The sequence below is a fragment of the Pantoea sp. CTOTU50773 genome (assembly GCF_032082325.1).
In the GTDB taxonomy this organism is placed as follows: Bacteria; Pseudomonadota; Gammaproteobacteria; order Enterobacterales; family Enterobacteriaceae; genus Pantoea; species Pantoea communis.
On sequence record NZ_DAMDQC010000001.1, the window covers coordinates 1 to 18,831 of the forward strand.

The following is an 18,831-nucleotide window of genomic DNA, read 5'->3' on the forward strand; positions in this document are numbered from 1 at the left end:
GTGATCGAGGAAGGCGTTATCCGCGACGTTGAGGAAGAACTGGCTGGTCGCACTATCTTTATCTGCAGTACGCGCCATAGAGATGGTGCCACGCAGGTTACGCAAACCGTTGTCGGCTTCGTTTTTGATCGGTGCCACGGTCTGCTTCTGCTGCATATCCGTGGTGAAACCGCCGCCCTGGATCATAAAACCCGGGATCACACGGTGGAAGATAGTGTTGTTGTAGAAACCGTTGTTGACGTAGTCGACAAAGTTTTTCACCGAAACCGGGGCTTTCTGGTTGTTCAGTTCGAGTTCGATATTGCCCGCAGAGGTGGTGAGCAGCACATGGGTATCCCCTTTGGCTGCCAGAGCGGTAGCGGATACAGAAGAGAGCGCTAACAGGGCGACTGCCGCTGTCAAAGTACGTTTAAACATGAAAGATTCCTTACCATGGAGTGCAAGCTCAAAAACGAGATCGATTGTAAAGAGCAAGTTATACAAGAGCCAGCGTTTTACCGATATTTACGCTGATGTTGCGATTGTCATACTTTTTGAGGTGCGCAATCATTTGCGTGACGAAAATCACACTATTAATGAAATATTTAGCGCTCGTTACACTCGTTGTTTATTAAGATCACAGTTGCATTTACAATTCATGACACTTTTTGCCAATCCCGGCGCATCACAGGTTCAGAACATGACAAACCGTAATCGCATTGGCCTTACCTGGATCAGCTTTTTCTCCTACGCGCTCACCGGCGCGCTGGTGATCGTTACCGGTATGGTACTGGATAATATTGCCCAATACTTCCAGTTGCCCATCTCAGAAATGAGCAACACTTTCACCTTCCTGAATGCCGGTATCCTGGTCGCGGTATTCCTTAACGCCTGGCTGATGGTGATTGTGCCGTTGAAACGCCAGCTGATTTTTGGCTTTGTGCTGATGATCCTCGCGGTGGCAGGCCTGATGACCAGCCATAACCTGACCGTCTTCTCGCTGTGCATGTTTGTGCTCGGTGTGGTCAGCGGTATCACCATGTCGATCGGTACCTTCCTGATTACCCATCTGTACGATGGCCGTCAGCGTGGTTCGCGCCTGCTGTTTACCGACTCGTTCTTCAGCATGGCCGGTACCATTTTCCCGATCATCGCTGGCGTACTGCTGGCGCGCATGCTGCCGTGGTATTGGGTATACGCCTGCATCGGTGTGATTTATATCGCGATCTTCGTCCTGACGCTGATGGTGGAATTCCCGGAGTTGAAAAGCGAAGCAGCCGTACAAGGCGGCGAGAAAGAGAAATGGGGCATCGGCGTGTTGTTCCTGTCTATCGCGGCGCTGTGCTATATCCTCGGTCAGCTGGGCTTTATCTCCTGGGTGCCAGAGTACGCCACCAAATCGATGGGCATGGATATTGCGGCGGCTGGTCAGCTCGTCGGTAACTTCTGGACCGCGTACATGGTCGGTATGTGGGTGTTCAGCTTCCTGCTGCGCTTCTTCGATCTGCAGCGCATCCTGATGGTGTTGGCGGCTCTGGCGACCGGTTTAATGTACTGGTTTGTCACCACCAGTGACGCCAGCATGCTGCACTGGATCATTATGATTCTCGGCTTCAGCTCCAGCGCTATCTACACCACCATCATTACGCTGGGCTCGCTGCAAACCAAAGTCTCTTCGCCGAAGCTGGTGAACTTTATCCTCACCTGCGGCACCGTCGGCACCATGCTGACCTTCGTGGTCACCGGCCCGATTGTGGCGAAAGGCGGCGCACATGCAGCGCTCTCTACCGCCAATGGCCTGTATGCCGTGGTGTTTGTGATGTGCGTGCTGCTGGGCTTTGTGACCAAACATCGCCAGCACGGCCATATTACGCACTAATCGGTGACGTGCAGGGGTGAACGTTCACCTCTGTTGCCTGGCTCAGTAGCAAGAGAGTGCGCAGTGATGCGCACTCTTTTTTTATTCAGCGACTATCGTCGAAATGTCACCGCTTCCGCCTCACCCAAATAGATTTCACTGCTCGCGGGCTGCGTTGCCGCCACCACGCTTCCCTGCCGTATCGAATAGCGCACAGGCACTTGTCTGCGCACCGCATCAAAGCCACTTTCAGCCGGCAGAATAATCAGACTGGCATGGTCACCTACCGCCAGACCGTAATCCTTCAATTGCATCGTCTTCGCGCTGTTAGTGGTGATCAGGCTCAGGCCATTGTCGATCTGCTCGTAGCCCATCAACTGACAGACATGTAATCCCATATGCAGCACCTGCAGCATGCTGGCGGTGCCGAGCGGATACCAGGGATCAAACACATCATCATGGCCAAAGCAGACGTTAATATCGGCTTCCAGCAACTCCTTCACCCGCGTGATGCCACGGCGTTTGGGATAGCTGTCAAAACGGCCCTGCAGGTGAATGTTCACCAGTGGGTTAGCGACAAAATTAATCTTTGAAAGCTTGAGCAAGCGGAATAAGCGCGAGGTGTAGGCGTTGTTGTAGGAGTGCATCGCCGTGGTGTGGCTGGCGGTGACACGTTCGCCATTGCCATCACGATGGGCCAGTGCCGCCACGGTTTCGACAAAGCGCGACTGCTCATCATCGATCTCATCACAGTGCACATCCAGCATGCGGTCATAACGGTTAGCGAGCGCGAAGGTTTTATGCAGCGATTCCACGCCATACTCGCGTGTGAACTCGAAGTGCGGGATGGCGCCCACCACATCGGCACCGAGACGCAATGCCTCTTCCAGCAGCGCTTCACCATTTGGATAGGAGAGAATCCCCTCCTGCGGAAACGCCACGATTTGAATATCGATCCATGGCGCCATTTCCGCCTTTACTTCCAGCATCGCTTTCAGCGCGGTGAGAGTGGGATCGGAAACATCAACATGGGTACGCACATGCTGAATACCGTTGGCAATTTGCCACTTCAGCGTCTGCTGTGCGCGCTGTTTGACATCGTCATGGCTGAGCAGCGCCTTGCGCTCCGCCCAGCGTTCAATGCCTTCAAACAGGGTGCCGGACTGATTCCAGGCAGGCTGCCCGGCGGTTTGCGTGGTGTCGAGATGGATATGCGGTTCGATAAAGGGGGCACTTGCCAGCCCTCCTTCGGCATCCAGCGCATCATCCTGCTGCGTGATTTGCGGTGGCTGGGGGCGTAATGCCATTATTTTGCCGCCGTTGATTTCCATCTGCCACAGACCCTGCTGGCCGGCCAGACGCAGGTTGTTGATCCACTTTAGTGTGCGATTCGCCATGCCTTCCTCCCGTTTTAAGCCACAGGTTAAGCTAGCATGAAAATCTTTCCGTCTGTGCCATAGGTTTTTAGTCTGCCAAAATGACAATGCAAAAAAGCCCTCAGCTCAGTTTGTAGCAGCGACACTGATGGCAATCGATGCTGCACAATATCCAATCAAATAAGCCACTTATCATTTTCGTTCAAAATCAATTACATACCTCTAAATAGGTATATGGCCGTGCGCTTGATGTGCATCAATAAGCGCCTGATATTGCGCGCTATCGTAAGCGCAGATACCGCAATTTTTGAGGTAAGCATGAGCAAGCACAGTGTCGTGATTATTGGCAACGGCATGGTCGGCCACCGCTTTATAGAAGAACTGATCGACAAAGCCGAACCCGGCCAATTTGCCATTACCGTCTTTTGTGAAGAACCGCGCGTCGCCTATGACCGCGTCCACCTTTCCGCCTACTTCTCCCATCACACCGCTGAAGAGCTTTCACTGGTTCGCCCCGGCTATTACGAAAAACATCAGGTCAACCTGCTGATCGGTGAGCGGGCGATTACCATCAACCGCGATGAAAAACTGATTCACTCCAATACCGGTCGCGCGGTGCATTACGACACGCTGATTTTTGCCACCGGCTCTTATCCGTGGATACCGCCGATAAGAGGCGCCGAAGGCAGTGACTGCTTTGTCTATCGCACCATCGAAGATCTCAACGCCATAGAAGCCTGTGCCCGCCGCAGCCAACGCGGTGCCGTGATTGGCGGCGGTCTGCTAGGTCTCGAAGCGGCAGGCGCACTGAAAAACCTCGGCATCGAAACCCATGTCATTGAGTTCGCGCCCGGATTAATGGCGGAACAGCTGGATGCGCAAGGTGGCGAGCAACTGCGTCGTAAGATCGAACAAATGGGTGTGCGTGTACACACCGGCAAAAATACCCAGCAAATTGTGCACCACGCAAAAGGCGGTAAGACGCTGGAATTCGCCGATGGTAGCGCGTTGGATGTCGATTTCATCGTGTTCTCCACTGGCATTCGACCGCAAGACAAGCTGGCAAAACAGTGTGGGCTGGAAATCGGCCAGCGTGGCGGCATCGCCATCAACGACCGCTGCCAGACGCGCGATCCGGCAATTTATGCCGTCGGCGAATGCGCAGCCTGGCAAAACCGGCTGTTCGGCTTAGTCGCGCCGGGCTACAAAATGGCACAGGTCGCCAGCGATGCGTTGCTGGGACGCGACAGTGCCTTTTCCGGTGCCGATATGAGCGCCAAACTTAAGTTGCTGGGCGTGGATGTCGGTGGTATCGGCGATGCGCATGGCCGCACGCCGGGCGCGCGCAGCTATATGTGGCTCGACGAACAGAAACACATTTACAAACGCCTGATCGTCAGTGAAGACAATCGCACGCTGCTCGGCGCGATATTGGTCGGTGACACCAGCGATTACGGCAATCTGCTACAGCTGGCGCTGAATAACATCGCGCTGCCCGATAATCCTGAAGGTTTGATTTTGCCAGCAGGCAGTGGCGAGAAGCCGGTGTTGGGAGTCGATTCCCTGCCGGACAGCGCGCAAATCTGTTCCTGCTTCGATGTCAGCAAAGGCGATATCGTCAACGCGGTGCAAGCCGGTTGCCATACCGTGGCGATGCTGAAAAGCGAAACCCGTGCCGGCACCGGCTGCGGCGGCTGCATTCCGCTGATCACTCAGGTGCTCAACGCGGAACTGAGCCGTCAGGGTATCGAAGTCAACAATCACCTGTGCGAGCACTTCCCCTATTCACGCCAGGAGTTGTATCACCTGATTCGTGTCGAAGAGATCACTTCCTTCGATGCCTTACTGGCGAAATACGGTCAGGGTTATGGCTGTGAAGTGTGCAAACCCACCGTGGGTTCGCTGCTGGCATCCTGCTGGAACGACTATGTGCTCAAGCCACAACTCGCGCCACTTCAGGACAGCAACGATCTGTTCCTCGGCAATATCCAGAAAGATGGCACCTACTCGGTGATCCCGCGCTCACCCGGGGGCGAAATCACGCCAGAAGGGTTGATGACGATTGGAGCGGTGGCGCGCCAGTACAACCTTTACACCAAAATCACCGGCTCACAGCGTATTGGCCTGTTTGGTGCCCAGCGTGATGACCTGCCTGCCATCTGGTCGCAGCTGATTGATGCCGGATTTGAAACCGGCCAGGCATATGCCAAAGCGTTGCGCATGGCAAAAACCTGCGTGGGCAGCACCTGGTGTCGCTATGGCGTCGGCGATAGCCTCGGCTTCGGTATCGAGCTCGAGAACCGCTACAAAGGCATTCGTACACCGCACAAAATGAAGTTTGGCGTCTCGGGCTGCACGCGCGAATGTGCGGAGGCACAGGGCAAAGATGTCGGCATTATCGCGACGGAAAAAGGCTGGAATCTGTATGTGTGCGGCAATGGTGGCATGAAGCCACGCCACGCCGATTTGCTGGCCGCGGACCTGGATCGCGATACCCTGCTGACTTATCTCGACCGCTTTATGATGTTCTATATTCGCACCGGTGACCGCCTGCAACGTACCTCGCTGTGGCTGGAAAGCATGGAAGGCGGTATCGACTATCTGCGCAGCGTGATTATCGATGACAAACTCAGCCTGAATACGCAACTGGAAGCTGAACTGGCGCGACTGCGGGCTGAAGTCGAGTGTGAATGGGCTGCGACGGTGAACGATCCCCGGCAGCATATCCACTTCAGCACCTTCATCAACAGCGATCAGCGCGATCCGCTGGTGCAGCACGTCGCTCAGCGCGATCAGCACCGTCCGGCAAGCCCTGCCGAGCGTATTGCCATCACCCAGATTGAGGAGATAGACGCATGAGCCAGTGGCATTCCGTGTGTGAACTCGAACAAATCCTGCCTGCCACCGGCGTCTGCGCGTTGGTAAAAGGCCAGCAGATTGCCATCTTCCGTCCGCATGATGATGAGCAACTCTATGCGCTGAGTAACATCGATCCTTTCTCCGCAGCCAGCGTGCTGTCACGCGGCCTGATTGCCGAACATCAGCACACGCTGTGGGTCGCCAGCCCACTGAAAAAACAGCGCTTCCGCTTAAGCGACGGCGTCTGCCTGGAAGATGCCGCCCGTTCCGTGGCGAGCTATCCGGTGCGCGTTACTGCGGGCCAGGTCGAAGTGTGCGCCTGACAGAATTCTTTTACTTTATGAGACGTCACTATGTTTACTGACACCCTGAATACCTGCGCCGCCAACACGGCGCGCATTGTGCGTACGGCGCAGCACAGCCCGCTGGCCTTCTGGATCAGCTCGGCGATGGCAGGCGCTTACGTCGGCCTCGCTATCATCCTGATTTTTACTCTCGGCAACCTGGCCGATCCTGCGTGGCGGCCGCTGATCATGGGCGCCACCTTTGGTATCGCTCTGACGCTGGTGATCATTGCCGGGTCGGAGCTGTTTACCGGCCATACGATGTTCCTCACCGTCGGCGTCAAAGCCGGAACCATTAGCCAGGGCCAGATGTGGTGCGTACTGCCGCAAACCTGGCTGGGCAACCTGATTGGCTCGGTGTTTGTCGCCCTGCTCTACTACTACGCAGCCGGTGCGATGCTACCCAATGCAGGCGCACTGATTCACAGTGCCGCGCTGGCAAAAACCACGCAGCCCGCCATGGCGCTGTTCTTCAAGGGTGCGCTGTGTAACTGGCTGGTGTGTCTGGCGATCTGGATGGCAGTGCGCACCGAAGGCACGGCAAAATTCATTGCCATCTGGTGGTGCCTGCTGGCCTTTATCGCCTCCGGCTATGAACACTCCGTCGCGAATATGACGGTCTTTGCACTGTCGTGGTTTGGTCAGCATAATGCCGACCTGACCTTGAGCGGCATCGGTCATAACCTGCTGTGGGTGACGCTGGGTAACATGTTCTCTGGCATGGTATTGATGGGCCTTGGATACTGGTACGCCACGCCACAGGCTCAGCGGCCGCAAGTGGCGCCACAAGCCACTGCGCTCAAATCGGTTTAACGTTTTTAAGCCCGCACATTGCGGGCTTTTTTGAGGATGAGCGATGGACTATTTTCCGCTGTTTTGCCGTCTGCGAGGCAAGCGTTGTTTATTGGTCGGCGGCGGCGATGTAGCCGAGCGCAAAGCGCGCCTGCTGCTGGATGCCGGTGCCGATCTGCACGTTGGCGCAGTGCAATTCTCTCCTGCGTTTCAGCAGTGGGCTGAACAGGGAAAGTTGCACCTATTGCCCGGCACATTTGAAGAGCAGTGGCTGGAGGGCTGCTGGCTGGTCATTGCCGCCACCGACGATGACGCTGTGAATCAGCAAGTGGGCGATGCCGCCGAAGCACGCCGCATCTTCTGCAATCTGGTGGATGCACCGCAGGAAGCCAGCGCTATCATGCCGTCGATTGTCGATCGCTCCCCGCTGATGATTGCGGTGTCCTCCGGTGGCCGCGCTCCGGTGCTGGCGCGCCTGATGCGTGAGAAGCTGGAAGCGATGCTGCCGCAGCATCTGGGCCAACTGGCTTCACTCGCTGGCACACTGCGCAGCCGGGTGAAGAAAACCTTCGCCAGCATGGGACAGCGCCGGGCATTTTGGGAGCGCTTCTTTGCCAGCGATCGTCTGGCGCAAACGCTGGCGAATGGTGACAAGCCACGCGCCGATCATATCGTTAATACGCTGTTCGATGCGCCGCTCTCCCAACAAGGTGAAGTGGTGCTGGTGGGCGCGGGTCCAGGCGATGCCGGATTATTAACGCTGAAAGGTTTGCAGTGTATCCAGCAGGCCGATGTGGTGGTGTATGACCGTCTGGTGTCCGAACCCATTCTCAACCTGGTGCGCCGCGATGCTGAACGCATCTTCGTCGGTAAACAGGCCGGACATCACTGCGTGCCGCAGTCGCAAATTAACCAGTTACTGTTAGAGCAGGCTCAGAGCGGCAAGCGCGTGGCACGGCTGAAAGGCGGCGATCCCTTTATTTTCGGTCGCGGTGGTGAGGAACTAGAAGTACTGGCACAGCACAACATTCCGTTCAGCGTGGTGCCAGGTATTACCGCCGCCTCCGGTTGTGCCGCCTACAGCGGCATTCCGCTGACGCATCGCGACCATGCGCAGAGCGTGCGCTTTGTCACCGGTCATCTGCAACAACAGGGCGAAATTGAGTGGAGTAAGCTGGCGGCAGAGCAGCAAACGCTGGTGTTCTATATGGGGCTGAATCAGGCACCCGAGATCCAGCGCCAGCTGTTGCAGCATGGCATGGATGCGACGATGCCGGTCGCCATCGTGCAGAACGGCACCACGCCAGAACAACAGGTGGAAACCGCGACGTTAGCCGAACTCAGCACGCTGGCGCAGCAGTTTGCCAGCCCGGCGCTGATTATCGTCGGGCGCGTGGTCAGCCTGCGCCGCCAGTTGCGCTGGTTTTAAACATAAAAAAACGGCGAGTCATCACAACTCGCCGTTCATAGGTCAGGCAGCTAGCTGATTAAGGCTGAGCCACAAAACCCACCGCTTCATAAACTTTCTTCAACGTTTCCTGCGCCTGCGCACGGGCCTTGGTTGCGCCATCACGCATCACCTGATTCAGGAAAGCTTCGTCGTTACGGAAACGGTGATAGCGCTCCTGCAGCTCAGTCAGCATGCCGGAAACCGCTTCCGCCACTTCGCCTTTCAGGTGGCCATACATCTTGCCTTCGAATTCCTGCTCCAGCTGCGGAATCGACTTACCGGTGACACCAGAAAGAATATCCAGCAGGTTAGAAACACCGGCTTTTTCTTTCACGTCGTAACGCACCACTGGCGGCTCGGCGGAATCGGTGACCGCGCGCTTGATCTTTTTCACTACCGCTTTGGTGTCTTCCAGCAGGCCAATCACGTTGTTACGGTTGTCATCCGACTTCGACATCTTCTTGGTCGGTTCCAGCAGCGACATCACGCGTGCGCCTGATTTCGGAATAAACGGCTCAGGGATTTTGAACACATCGCCATACAGCGCGTTGAAACGGCCGGCGATATCGCGGCTCAGTTCGAGGTGCTGCTTCTGATCTTCGCCCACCGGTACCTGGTTGGTCTGATACAGCAGAATATCGGCCGCCATCAGCACCGGGTAATCGAACAAACCTGCAGTGATGTTTTCAGAATAACGCGCGGACTTATCCTTAAACTGCGTCATACGGCTCAGCTCGCCAAAGTAGGCATAGCAGTTCAGTACCCAGCTCAGCTGCGCGTGCTCAGGCACATGCGACTGTACAAAAATGGTGCTTTTTGCTGGATCAATACCGCAGGCAAGGTACAGCGCCAGGGTATCCAGCGTGGCTTTGCGCAGCGCTGCGGGGTCCTGACGAACGGTGATAGCGTGCAGATCGACGATGCAGTAAATGCAGTGGAAATCATCCTGCATCTGCACCCACTGACGCAGCGCACCCATATAGTTGCCAATGGTCAGTTCACCGGAAGGCTGGGCGCCGCTGAAAACGATGGGTTTGCTCATGTTATATCCTGATAATTACAGCCCGAGAGCGGGCAAAAGTTCGCTAAAAGTATCGAGAGTGAGATCGGGTTGGCTGGCGGCAATCGGCTCGCCATAGTTGTAGCCAAATGTCATACCGACATTAGGTACACCCGCAGCCTGAGCTGCGTGAATATCATTACGAGAATCACCAACAAACAGTAATTCTTTTCGCAGTACGCCAAAGTGACCCAAAACAAGGAAGATCGCTGCCGGATGGGGCTTTTTCACCACCACATCATCACCGCCAATAATCAGCGTGAAGAAATCGGCAATGCCCAGCGATTGCAGCAGTGGCGCGACAAACGGCGTCGGCTTGTTGGTGACGATGGCCATCGGCAAGCCTTTGGCGTGCAAAGCAGCCAGCGTCTCTTTCACCTGCGGGAACAGCGTGCTGCCCGCTTCCACCGTTTCGGCGTAATACTTGTCAAACAGCGTACGTGCGTCACGCTGCTCTTCGGCATGCGGTTCACGGCCTAAGGCCCAGGTCAGCGCGCGCGTCATCATCACATCTGCGCCGTTGCCAATCCAGGTGGAAGCCAGCGCCAGGCCAGGAGGCGGCAACTGCAAATCACCTAAAGCATGATCGATGGCCTGTGACAGACCCGGTGCGCTATCGACCAGCGTGCCATCGAGATCAAACGCCAGCGCGCGGATATCAGTGAAATGAGCCATTAACTTTCTCCAGTTCGCCGCGCATTTCGTCGATCACTTTTTTGTAATCGGGGTGACCAAAGATGGCTGAACCGGCCACAAACATATCCGCACCTGCCGCCGCGATCTGACCGATGTTATCGATCTTTACACCACCGTCCACTTCCAGACGGATATCGTAACCGCTTTGATCAATGAGACGACGCGCCTGACGCAATTTGTCCAGCGTGCCGGGAATGAAGGATTGACCGCCGAAGCCAGGGTTCACTGACATCAGCAGAATGATGTCGAGTTTATCCATCACGTAGTCGAGGTAATCGAGCGGCGTCGCCGGATTGAACACCAGACCCGCTTTACAGCCGTGCTCTTTGATCAGTTGCAGTGTGCGGTCAACGTGCTCACTGGCTTCAGGATGGAAGGTAATGTAAGTCGCGCCCGCTTTAGCGAACTCTGGAATCAGTGCATCCACCGGCTTCACCATCAGATGCACATCAATCGGTGCCGTAATGCCATAGTCGCGCAGTGCTTTCAGCACCATTGGCCCCATGGTCAGATTAGGCACATAGTGGTTATCCATCACGTCGAAATGCACCACATCCCCGCCTGCTGCCAGCGCTTTGGCGGTATCTTCGCCCAGGCGAGCAAAGTCAGCAGCAAGAATTGAAGGGGCCAGCAAAAATTGTTTCATCCGATTCTCCCAATTTTGTGCGCCAGCCAGAGCTGGCGTAATGCGTTGGTCGCGGACGAAACAGGCTAGCGGAAAAGCGCCAGCAGTTCGTCAACCTGAGTGCGACCACTTATGCTTCGGCTGATGGAACGCCGGGCTTTGACTACGTGTAAAACCGCATTCTGATACCACTCACGCGTGAGCAGCGTGTCGTGGTTGGAAATCAGCACCGGTATGCTGTTTTCATGTGCCAGCTTATTTGCCAGCTCGGCCAGATGCTGCTGCTCGCGCAGGCTAAAGCTATTGGTGTGGTACGCGGTAAAGTTCGCCGTCGCCGACAAGGGCGCATACGGCGGATCGCAATAAACCACTGAGCCAGCAGGGGCGTTGTTCAGAGTAACATCGTACGATTCACAGACAAAGGTCGCTTTTTGCGCCCGTTCGGCAAACCACAACAGCTCCGCTTCCGGGAAGTAAGGTTTGCGATAACGACCAAAAGGCACATTGAACTCACCGCGCAGATTGTAACGGCACAAACCGTTATAGCCATGCCGATTGAGATAGAGAAACAGTAATGCACGCTGATATTCATCTTTGCTGGCGTTAAAGGCCAGACGTTGCGCGTAATAAGTCTCTGCGATATTACCTTCAGGCGTGAACAGCTGCCGCGCGTCTTCAATAAACTCAACCGTGCGGTTTTTAACGATGTTATAGAGATTGATCAGGTCACCGTTGATGTCCGCCAGGTGATAGCGATCATAATCGGTGTTGAGGAACACGGAACCGGCACCCACAAAAGGTTCGACTAAACAGTCACCTTGTGGCAAATGACGACGGATATCGTCAAGCAGCGGGTATTTCCCTCCGGCCCATTTAAGGAAAGCGCGATTTTTCTTCATGCTGTCGTGGTTATTACATCTTAATTATGGGCTGTGGTGGAACCGACAGCAGCTTTGCGCTTTAAACGGGGCCGCATGATCGCAGCCCCACATCAATTACTGACTTTCTTTCTTCACCTGACTCAACGGTTTTACCCACGGATTTGCCGCACGAACTTCAGCAGGCAGTGATGCCACTGCGCGCTTGGCATCGGCTGGCGTAGCGTAAGCACCGCTGACCAACACATACCAGGGCTGACCGTTACGCGTGGTTTTATACACATGATAACCGCTCAGATTTTGTTTCTTCGCCCAGGCATTCAGGCTCTCTTCTTTCGACGCACCGCTCAACTGCAGCGTGTAGCTGCCACCGGTTGGCAGTGACTTACTGGCACCGCTGCTGGCACTCACAGGTGCATTGTGTGCGGCGGTGGTATGTGTTTTATTCTCTTTTGCTCCGGCGACTGGTTTCGACGTGGCCGGCGCTTTATGCGCGGTGTTGCTGTGCGTTTCACGTGAACCGTTGCTATTAGCACGCGCAGGTATTTCAGAGCGCATCGCCGGAGGCGTTATCGCTTTACCGTTACCGCTCACCGTAGCAGGCGCAGTGGGCAGTGAACTGTTGCCTTGCGCACCCTGTGCGGCGTTATCAACCTGACCTTGCTGGTTGCTCAACGCACTGTTGAGATCGCCCGGCAGCGTCACACGTTGCTGATTGGCTGGCGTATCGACAGGCGCAGCCTGTGTCGGTGTTGAAGACACCGCTGGCATAGAAATCGAGTTGGAATCGCTGCTTGCTGGCGAGGATGATGCAGCTGACGTCTGTGGTGCGTTTCCTTCCGCTGAAGGCGTGGCGTTTTGCTGGCCGCTCATGGACGTCGAGCCGGAAAGGTCGATGTTCTTTTCACCACCGGTTGCCGTCGGCGCCGCATTGCCAGTATTAGCAGTGGTCGCTGGTTTCTTTTCATCTGGACCGGTCAATGCCGAACCGATGCCCAGTACTACCAACAGCAGAACCAGTATGCCGATCCCCATCATCATATGCTGACGAGAAACAGGTACCTTCACTTTCGGCGCAGAAGACGTTTTGCGTGGCCGCGTAGGACGGCGGTCACTGGCATCAGGTTTTAACTCGTCTTCCGGTTTGAACTCATCCATCTAGCCTCCTCCGTAAAACGGCACGCTTCCCACGCACCGCATCACCACTCTACCCGTCATACTCAAGCTGAAACGGCGTTGGTTGCACTTTATTATCCAGACGCTCACTCACATCAGCGCCTGGAATGCATGCAATGCTCACCTTGCTGCAGCTCAACTTATTCCGGATACCTTCAGTATTTTATACAATCGTTAATCGCAGCCAGCACCATATCATGTGCCACACCTGCGCGCACTTCAGAGCGGCCAATTGCGAGAGGCAGCACCAAACGCATTTCACCCGCCAGCACTTTCTTATCGCGCATCATGTGCGGTAGATACGCTTCTGCTTGCATGCTTGCCGGGCCGTGCATCGGTAAACCGGCACGCAGAAATAGCGCGATAATGCGATCGGTATCCGCTGCAGAGAACTGTCCCAGACGTTCAGCGGTACGCGCAGCCATCACCATGCCTGCCGCAATCGCTTCGCCATGCAACCAGTTGCCATAGCCCATGTGTGCTTCAATCGCATGACCAAAAGTATGGCCCAGATTGAGCAGCGCGCGTTGACCGTTTTCACGTTCATCGGCGGCGACCACTTCAGCTTTGAGTTCACAGCAGCGACGGATGCAGTAGGCCAGGGCTTGCTGATCCAGTGCCAGCAGAGCATCAAGATGCTGCTCCAGCCACTGGAAGAACTCGCCATCGAGGATAATGCCGTATTTGATCACTTCCGCCAGACCAGACGCTAATTCGCGCGCCGGCAGCGTAGCCAGGCAATCGGTATCGACCACCACTGAGGCTGGCTGGTAGAAGGCACCAATCATGTTTTTGCCCAGCGGATGGTTGACGGCTGTTTTACCGCCGACCGAAGAGTCGACCTGAGACAGCAGCGTTGTCGGTACCTGGATAAAGCGCACACCGCGTTGATAGCTCGCAGCAGCAAACCCAGTGAGATCACCAATCACACCGCCGCCGAGCGCAATTAACGTGGTATCACGTCCATGCGGTTTCTGCAGCAGCGCGGTGAAGACATCGTCCATCACAGCGAGCGTCTTGTACTTTTCACCATCAGGTAAAATCACCTGATCCACCTTCACGCCCGCCTGCGAAAGCAGTGCTGACAGCTTGTCGAGGTAGATCGGGGCAAGCGTCTCATTGGTCACCAGCATGGCGTTATCGCCTGCTTTTAGCGGCCAAAAAGAAGCCGGATCGTTAAACAGTCCGGCAGCGATGGTGATGGGGTAACTACGATCCCCGAGTGAGACAGTGATCTTCTCCATGATGACCGATACCTATTGCTGAGCCGTCAGGGCGCTGGATTAATTTTTTTCCAGCATGTTGATGATCTGATTGGCGACAACTTTTGCACTTTGATCGTCAGTGCGAATAGTGACGTCAGCGATCTCTTCATAAAGTGGATTACGTTCGCCAGCTAAAGCTTCCAGTACTTCGCGCGGTGGCTCTTCAACCTGCAACAACGGACGTTTTTTATCACGCTGTGTACGAGCAAGTTGCTTCTCGATAGTCGTTTCAAGATAAACGACCACGCCGCGGGCGGAGAGACGATTGCGGGTTTCACGGGATTTGACAGAACCACCACCGGTCGCCAGGACAATGCCTTGTTTCTCGGTGAGTTCATTAATGATCTTCTCTTCGCGATCGCGGAAACCGTCTTCGCCTTCCACATCAAATACCCAGCCTACATCCGCTCCGGTACGTCGCTCAATTTCCTGATCGGAATCGAAAAATTCCATATTGAGTTGCTGAGCTAACTGACGACCAATAGTGCTTTTGCCGGCACCCATCGGCCCAACCAGAAAGATATTGCGTTTCTCTGCCATTTTATCGGTATTACTAAGAATTCGTTGATGATACCCCGCGTTCAGCATAGTGCTGGCGGGACAGGAACTGAGACCTCATGAGCATTAACAAGAGTCAGACGGAAAATTATCTCAACACTCATGGCCGTTTGGCAACCGAATAAATTGCCCCCGGCGACCTTGTAACAGGACCGGTCTGTGGTTCGCGAGACGGTAACGCCCCTCCTGTTTCCTTCACACTTCAAGCAGCATGCGCGTTGGCTGTGTCTTTTCATCCCTGAAACTTACAGAAATAAGCTTAGAAATGAACGCTTTCACCACCGCGCTTTAACTCAAATTATTTAAGGAAAATATATTCTGACGCCAGTATCGCTTGTGACTGACGCCCATCGGAAGGTTATCCTGCCGCGTTCCGCTACACCGTTTTAAAAATCGCTAAACCTTGTAAGCTAATTCCTGCCCTGCGTCAACGCAGATGGCAAATCAGAGTGAATTTTCCGCTTTATCCGGCTGTAAGCGCTGCTTCCCTGACCAGTCTGGGGGTAATGAAGATCACCAACTCCTTCTTTTTATGTTCTTTGGTTTGCTGACGGAACAGCGTTCCCAATAGGGGCAGTTCACCCAACCAAGGTACCCGCTGCTCGGTCTGCATGCGCTGTTGTTGAAAAATCCCGCCCAGCGCCAACGTTTCGCCATCACGCAGCGTCACCTGGGTTTCAATTTCCTGCTTATCAATACTCAGCACGCTGCTTTCACCCACGTTCAGGCTGCGCCCCGGCATGTTCTGGCTTAAGCGCAGTTTTAACTGAATCCGTCCATTCCCCAGCACCATGGGCGTCACTTCCATCCCTAACACTGCCTCTTTAAATTCAATCGCCGTTGCACCACTGCTGCCCGACTTCACCTCGTAAGGAATTTCGGTTCCCTGTTTAATGGAAGCGGTTTGCTGATGAGAGGTAAAAAGCCGCGGACTGGCGATGATTTCAATTTGGTTCTCCTGCTCAAGCGCGCTGAGTTCCAGATTTAGCAATCCGCCACTGACCTGACCCAGCGTAACGCCCGCGCGCAAAGCAGGATTATTTACCGCCAATGGGATCTCCAGCTGTGGATGATGCAAGGCTGCCGTCACACTTTGGGCAGGTGCGGTGTGCCAGTTCACTCCCAACTCACGCAGATGCTCTTCATTGATGGTGATGATGTGGGCAGACAACTCGACCTGTTCGAGTGGCATATCCAGCGCGCGCAACCAGCGCGAGGCGTCACGCAACGCGGCGGCGGTGTCACGCAATAACAAGCTGTTGGTGCGGCTATCGACCGTGACACTGCCGCGTGAAGTGAGGAGTGAACGCTCCGCTTGCAGACTACGATAGACATCGCTGGCATTGGCGTAATGCAGCGTGACGGACTGCTGTTCGAGAGGAAGTTGCTGTTGCCGCTCCTCATGTTCTGTTTTCGCCTGTTGTGTCTGCATCTGTTGCCAGCTTTCGGGATAAACCAGCAGCACGCCCTCTTCCTGCACTACGGTGAGTTTTGCCAGCCGGGTCACCAGCGCCAGTGCGCGTTCCCATCCTACATTTTCCAGGCGCAGTGATAAGCGCCCTTCAACGCCAGGTGCAATCAGCAGGTTGGTTTGTTGATAATCTGCCAGCGCCTGCAAAATACGTTCAACGGGGGCATCATCAAACACCAGGCTTAAGCGTTCTTCATTTGCCTGCAGGGGCAGGCTCAAACTCAGGCACAGCAGTAGTGTCATCCATTTCATAATATCCTCCTTTTATAGACCAGATGATTTGCTGCGGCGGGCAGCTTTGCGCGACATGCAAGGTCATGCTATTCGCGGTTAATGCTGCCACCTGCCACCTGCCAGCTTGAGCGCGGTAACCGAGCCGAAGGGCCAAGCCGATGATTTTTTCCTTCTGGTGAGCGTAGCCAGGCAACATAGCGCGTGGGAGTACCGATAATGCCCTGCAACCGCCAGCCATCAGGTTCAGCTACCTGCATCCGACATTGCACCTCGGGCAGCGGCTGAAAGGGATCGCGTGCCAGCGTAAAGCCGCTCCACAGCACTAACAGCCATGCACTATGGCGCATCTCCATCCTCCAGCCACAGCTGTGTGTTCAGCGCTCCCTGCTCTTCTTTGAGTTCAAAGCGCTGCGGTACAGGCAGGCGAGTCAATGACAGCTCAGAAAACAGCGGAACAAATTGCGTCCAGCCGAGCCGCAGCTGTAACTGCTGCGGCTGATTATCCGGTAGCCAGCTTTCCAGTTGATCGCCGCGCGCGGTGATCAAAGCTTCAAGCGTAGCTTGCTCAGTGACGCCACTCATGGGTTGCTGTAACCGTGCGATTTCCTGTTCCAGCTCGTTGATGGCAGGTCGTGCAGCCAATTGCTGCTGACGCTGCATCACCTGTTGTGACATCACCACCTGCTGGCGTAATTGGGCAGCATGGACCTGTTGCTGCGGGCGAAGCAAAATCCACCACGCCATAAGCATCAGCAGCAGAGACATGCCTAACAGGCAGGCAATCCGCCACATCAGGGCTAAAGCGAGCCAGCGCTGTAATGCATCATTCACCGATGTTCTCCTGCATCCGCGCGCGCAAGACAAATCGATAGTGCCCAGCGGTTTGCCGCTGCACGCTGGCCGGTTTAACCGTGGCAAACAGCGGCTGCCGCATCAATTGATGACGAAAATCCTGGATCGCCATCATGCTCTGCGCCTGCCCCTCGAACAGCAAGACGCCCTGGCGCCGCTCCACCCGTTTGAGCCAAAGCGTGTCCTGCATCAACATTGGCAAGCGCAGCCAGAACTGTTGCCAGCGCTGATGCTCATCCTTTTTACGCTGCCGTATCCGCTGCCTCTCTAATAGCTCATCGCGTTGCTGCAGCAGCAGTTGCTGTCGCGTCAACTGGCGTTGCAACGCTTCATGCTGTTGGCTGATATCCGCCAACGTCCTGTGCATCTGGCCCTGTGTCTGGCTTCCGCGCCACCATAACGACAGCACCATCATTACAGTCGCCAGCAGGACGCATCCCAGCAGGGAAAAACTTTGCTGGCGGCGGCGCTGCTGCAACCGGACGCGCCAGGGTAATAAATTGACGGCCAGCATCATGCATCCTCCGGGCGCAGCGCCAGACCCAGCGCAATGGCAAATTCCCCTTCGTGCGCGGGCAATGGCGGCTGCCGGTAATGCAGTAATGAAAGCGGTTGACAGTGCGCCACGCTGGGTTCAGCCAGGCTGTAGGTCGAGGTGCAAAAGATGGAGGATGCCTGAGGGAAGGTATCACGCAGTTTCGCCAGCGTTAGAGGCTCTGTGGCCGCGCCTGATGTGCCCGGCTCACCGGCTAACGTCCATAGCCAGTGATCGCTAAGCGGATGGATTAAAAGTTGGTCACGATGCAGCGGCATGCGCATGGCGATTTGGGTCAACGCCAGGCTGCTCAGTTCAAAGACATCGGGTCGCAGGCCAGCCTCCTTTAACGGCGCCAGCCACTGCGCAATCACTTCACGCCGAGCCGCCGTAATGCACAGTTGCGTTGCATTGCGTGCCGAGCGGTAGTCAATCGACAGCGTGGCGGGTTCAACCGGAAACAAGCGTGGCGCCGAGGATGCCACATAACGGCTCATTGCTGGCTCACTGAGCGAGGTTTCTGGCAGCGGCAATGTTCGCTGCAACACCAGTTGCGGGGGCAAGCCAACTCGCAGTGAATAGCGTTTCGGCAGATGGCGCTGCCAGCGCGTCAACATCTCCTGTAACAGTGGGGTAGTTTGCAACACGCCGTTGCGTAACGTATCGTGCGGCAGCGGTTGCTGCCACCAATGGCGTAACTGCCAGCCATGACGTCGGCGTTCAATGCCCAGGGCGCAAAGTTGCCCGTTTTGGATGTCCAATCCAATTTGCCAGCGCTGAAAAGCCATATGCGCGATCTCCTTATCTTTTAAGGTAAAAAAAG

At 55.3% G+C, this 18,831-nt stretch carries 19 protein-coding genes; 5 read left to right on the forward strand and 14 right to left on the reverse strand.

The genetic code is table 11. From position 1 onward, the window contains the following. Window positions 1–417, reverse strand: a 417-nt coding sequence (locus tag RT340_RS00005) for a peptidylprolyl isomerase (RefSeq protein WP_313373337.1), incomplete at its 3' end; no start/stop codon positions are given. A 262-nt stretch (window positions 418–679) separates the two neighbouring features. On the opposite strand from RT340_RS00005, the gene tsgA reads away from it, so the two are divergent. Further along, window positions 680–1,858: an MFS transporter TsgA gene (gene tsgA / locus RT340_RS00010; protein ID WP_097119703.1), complete on the forward strand. Its 1,179-nt coding sequence runs from the start codon at window positions 680–682 to the stop codon at window positions 1,856–1,858. Between the two features lie 92 nt (window positions 1,859–1,950). Here tsgA and RT340_RS00015 read toward each other — a convergent pair whose 3' ends face one another. Continuing rightward, window positions 1,951–3,234, reverse strand: coding sequence for a cytosine deaminase (locus tag RT340_RS00015; RefSeq protein ID WP_313373338.1), 1,284 nt, complete (start codon window positions 3,232–3,234; stop codon window positions 1,951–1,953). A gap of 297 nt (window positions 3,235–3,531) precedes the next feature. On the opposite strand from RT340_RS00015, the gene nirB reads away from it, so the two are divergent. The 4 genes from nirB to cysG are packed head-to-tail and all read left to right on the forward strand — an operon-like array spanning window position 3,532 to window position 8,637. Beyond that, a complete protein-coding gene (gene nirB / locus RT340_RS00020) occupies window positions 3,532–6,072 on the forward strand; it encodes a nitrite reductase large subunit NirB (protein WP_313373339.1) in 2,541 nt (846 codons plus the stop codon). Then, window positions 6,069–6,395, forward strand: a complete 327-nt coding sequence (gene nirD / locus RT340_RS00025) for a nitrite reductase small subunit NirD (RefSeq protein WP_038644290.1) — start codon at window positions 6,069–6,071, stop codon at window positions 6,393–6,395. The genes nirB and nirD overlap by 4 nt, the downstream gene beginning before the upstream one ends. A 30-nt stretch (window positions 6,396–6,425) precedes the next feature. After that, complete coding sequence (nirC, locus tag RT340_RS00030; protein WP_313373340.1) at window positions 6,426–7,229, forward strand: nitrite transporter NirC; 804 nt, start codon at window positions 6,426–6,428, stop codon at window positions 7,227–7,229. A 43-nt stretch (window positions 7,230–7,272) separates the two neighbouring features. After that, window positions 7,273–8,637, forward strand: a complete 1,365-nt coding sequence (gene cysG / locus RT340_RS00035) for a siroheme synthase CysG (protein WP_313373341.1) — start codon at window positions 7,273–7,275, stop codon at window positions 8,635–8,637. Window positions 8,638–8,695: 58 nt separating this feature from the next. On the opposite strand, the gene trpS is transcribed toward cysG, so the two are convergent. The 12 genes from trpS to pilM all read right to left on the reverse strand — a co-directional run bounded on the left by trpS (window position 8,696) and on the right by pilM (window position 18,796). Beyond that, window positions 8,696–9,700: a tryptophan--tRNA ligase gene (gene trpS, locus RT340_RS00040; protein WP_034819607.1), complete on the reverse strand. Its 1,005-nt coding sequence runs from the start codon at window positions 9,698–9,700 to the stop codon at window positions 8,696–8,698. Window positions 9,701–9,715: 15 nt separating this feature from the next. After that, window positions 9,716–10,393: a phosphoglycolate phosphatase gene (locus RT340_RS00045; protein ID WP_313373342.1), complete on the reverse strand. Its 678-nt coding sequence runs from the start codon at window positions 10,391–10,393 to the stop codon at window positions 9,716–9,718. Beyond that, complete coding sequence (gene rpe / locus RT340_RS00050; protein ID WP_034819612.1) at window positions 10,377–11,060, reverse strand: ribulose-phosphate 3-epimerase; 684 nt, start codon at window positions 11,058–11,060, stop codon at window positions 10,377–10,379. Before rpe ends, RT340_RS00045 begins: the two co-directional genes overlap by 17 nt. Window positions 11,061–11,125: 65 nt before the next feature. Next, the gene (dam, locus tag RT340_RS00055) at window positions 11,126–11,938 is read right to left on the reverse strand and encodes an adenine-specific DNA-methyltransferase (protein ID WP_034819614.1); all 813 of its coding nucleotides are present in this window, start codon (window positions 11,936–11,938) and stop codon (window positions 11,126–11,128) included. Window positions 11,939–12,034: 96 nt separating this feature from the next. Further along, window positions 12,035–13,075 carry an SPOR domain-containing protein gene (locus RT340_RS00060; protein WP_313373343.1) on the reverse strand — a complete coding sequence of 347 codons (1,041 nt, stop codon included), beginning with the start codon at window positions 13,073–13,075 and terminating at the stop codon, window positions 12,035–12,037. A 173-nt stretch (window positions 13,076–13,248) separates the two neighbouring features. Continuing rightward, window positions 13,249–14,337: a 3-dehydroquinate synthase gene (gene aroB, locus RT340_RS00065; protein WP_313373344.1), complete on the reverse strand. Its 1,089-nt coding sequence runs from the start codon at window positions 14,335–14,337 to the stop codon at window positions 13,249–13,251. A gap of 39 nt (window positions 14,338–14,376) precedes the next feature. Then, complete coding sequence (aroK, locus tag RT340_RS00070) at window positions 14,377–14,898, reverse strand: shikimate kinase AroK (RefSeq protein WP_034820046.1); 522 nt, start codon at window positions 14,896–14,898, stop codon at window positions 14,377–14,379. 481 nt (window positions 14,899–15,379) lie between these two features. Next, complete coding sequence (gene hofQ / locus RT340_RS00075) at window positions 15,380–16,639, reverse strand: DNA uptake porin HofQ (protein WP_160834628.1); 1,260 nt, start codon at window positions 16,637–16,639, stop codon at window positions 15,380–15,382. A 68-nt stretch (window positions 16,640–16,707) separates the two neighbouring features. After that, window positions 16,708–16,968, reverse strand: a complete 261-nt coding sequence (locus RT340_RS00080; RefSeq protein ID WP_313373345.1) for a HofP DNA utilization family protein — start codon at window positions 16,966–16,968, stop codon at window positions 16,708–16,710. Continuing rightward, window positions 16,958–17,452, reverse strand: a complete 495-nt coding sequence (locus RT340_RS00085) for a hypothetical protein (RefSeq protein WP_313373346.1) — start codon at window positions 17,450–17,452, stop codon at window positions 16,958–16,960. The genes RT340_RS00080 and RT340_RS00085 overlap by 11 nt, the downstream gene beginning before the upstream one ends. Beyond that, complete coding sequence (locus RT340_RS00090; RefSeq protein WP_313373347.1) at window positions 17,445–17,990, reverse strand: PilN domain-containing protein; 546 nt, start codon at window positions 17,988–17,990, stop codon at window positions 17,445–17,447. Before RT340_RS00090 ends, RT340_RS00085 begins: the two co-directional genes overlap by 8 nt. Continuing rightward, window positions 17,987–18,796, reverse strand: coding sequence for a pilus assembly protein PilM (gene pilM, locus RT340_RS00095; RefSeq protein ID WP_097119711.1), 810 nt, complete (start codon window positions 18,794–18,796; stop codon window positions 17,987–17,989). Before pilM ends, RT340_RS00090 begins: the two co-directional genes overlap by 4 nt. Window positions 18,797–18,831 lie beyond the last annotated feature (35 nt).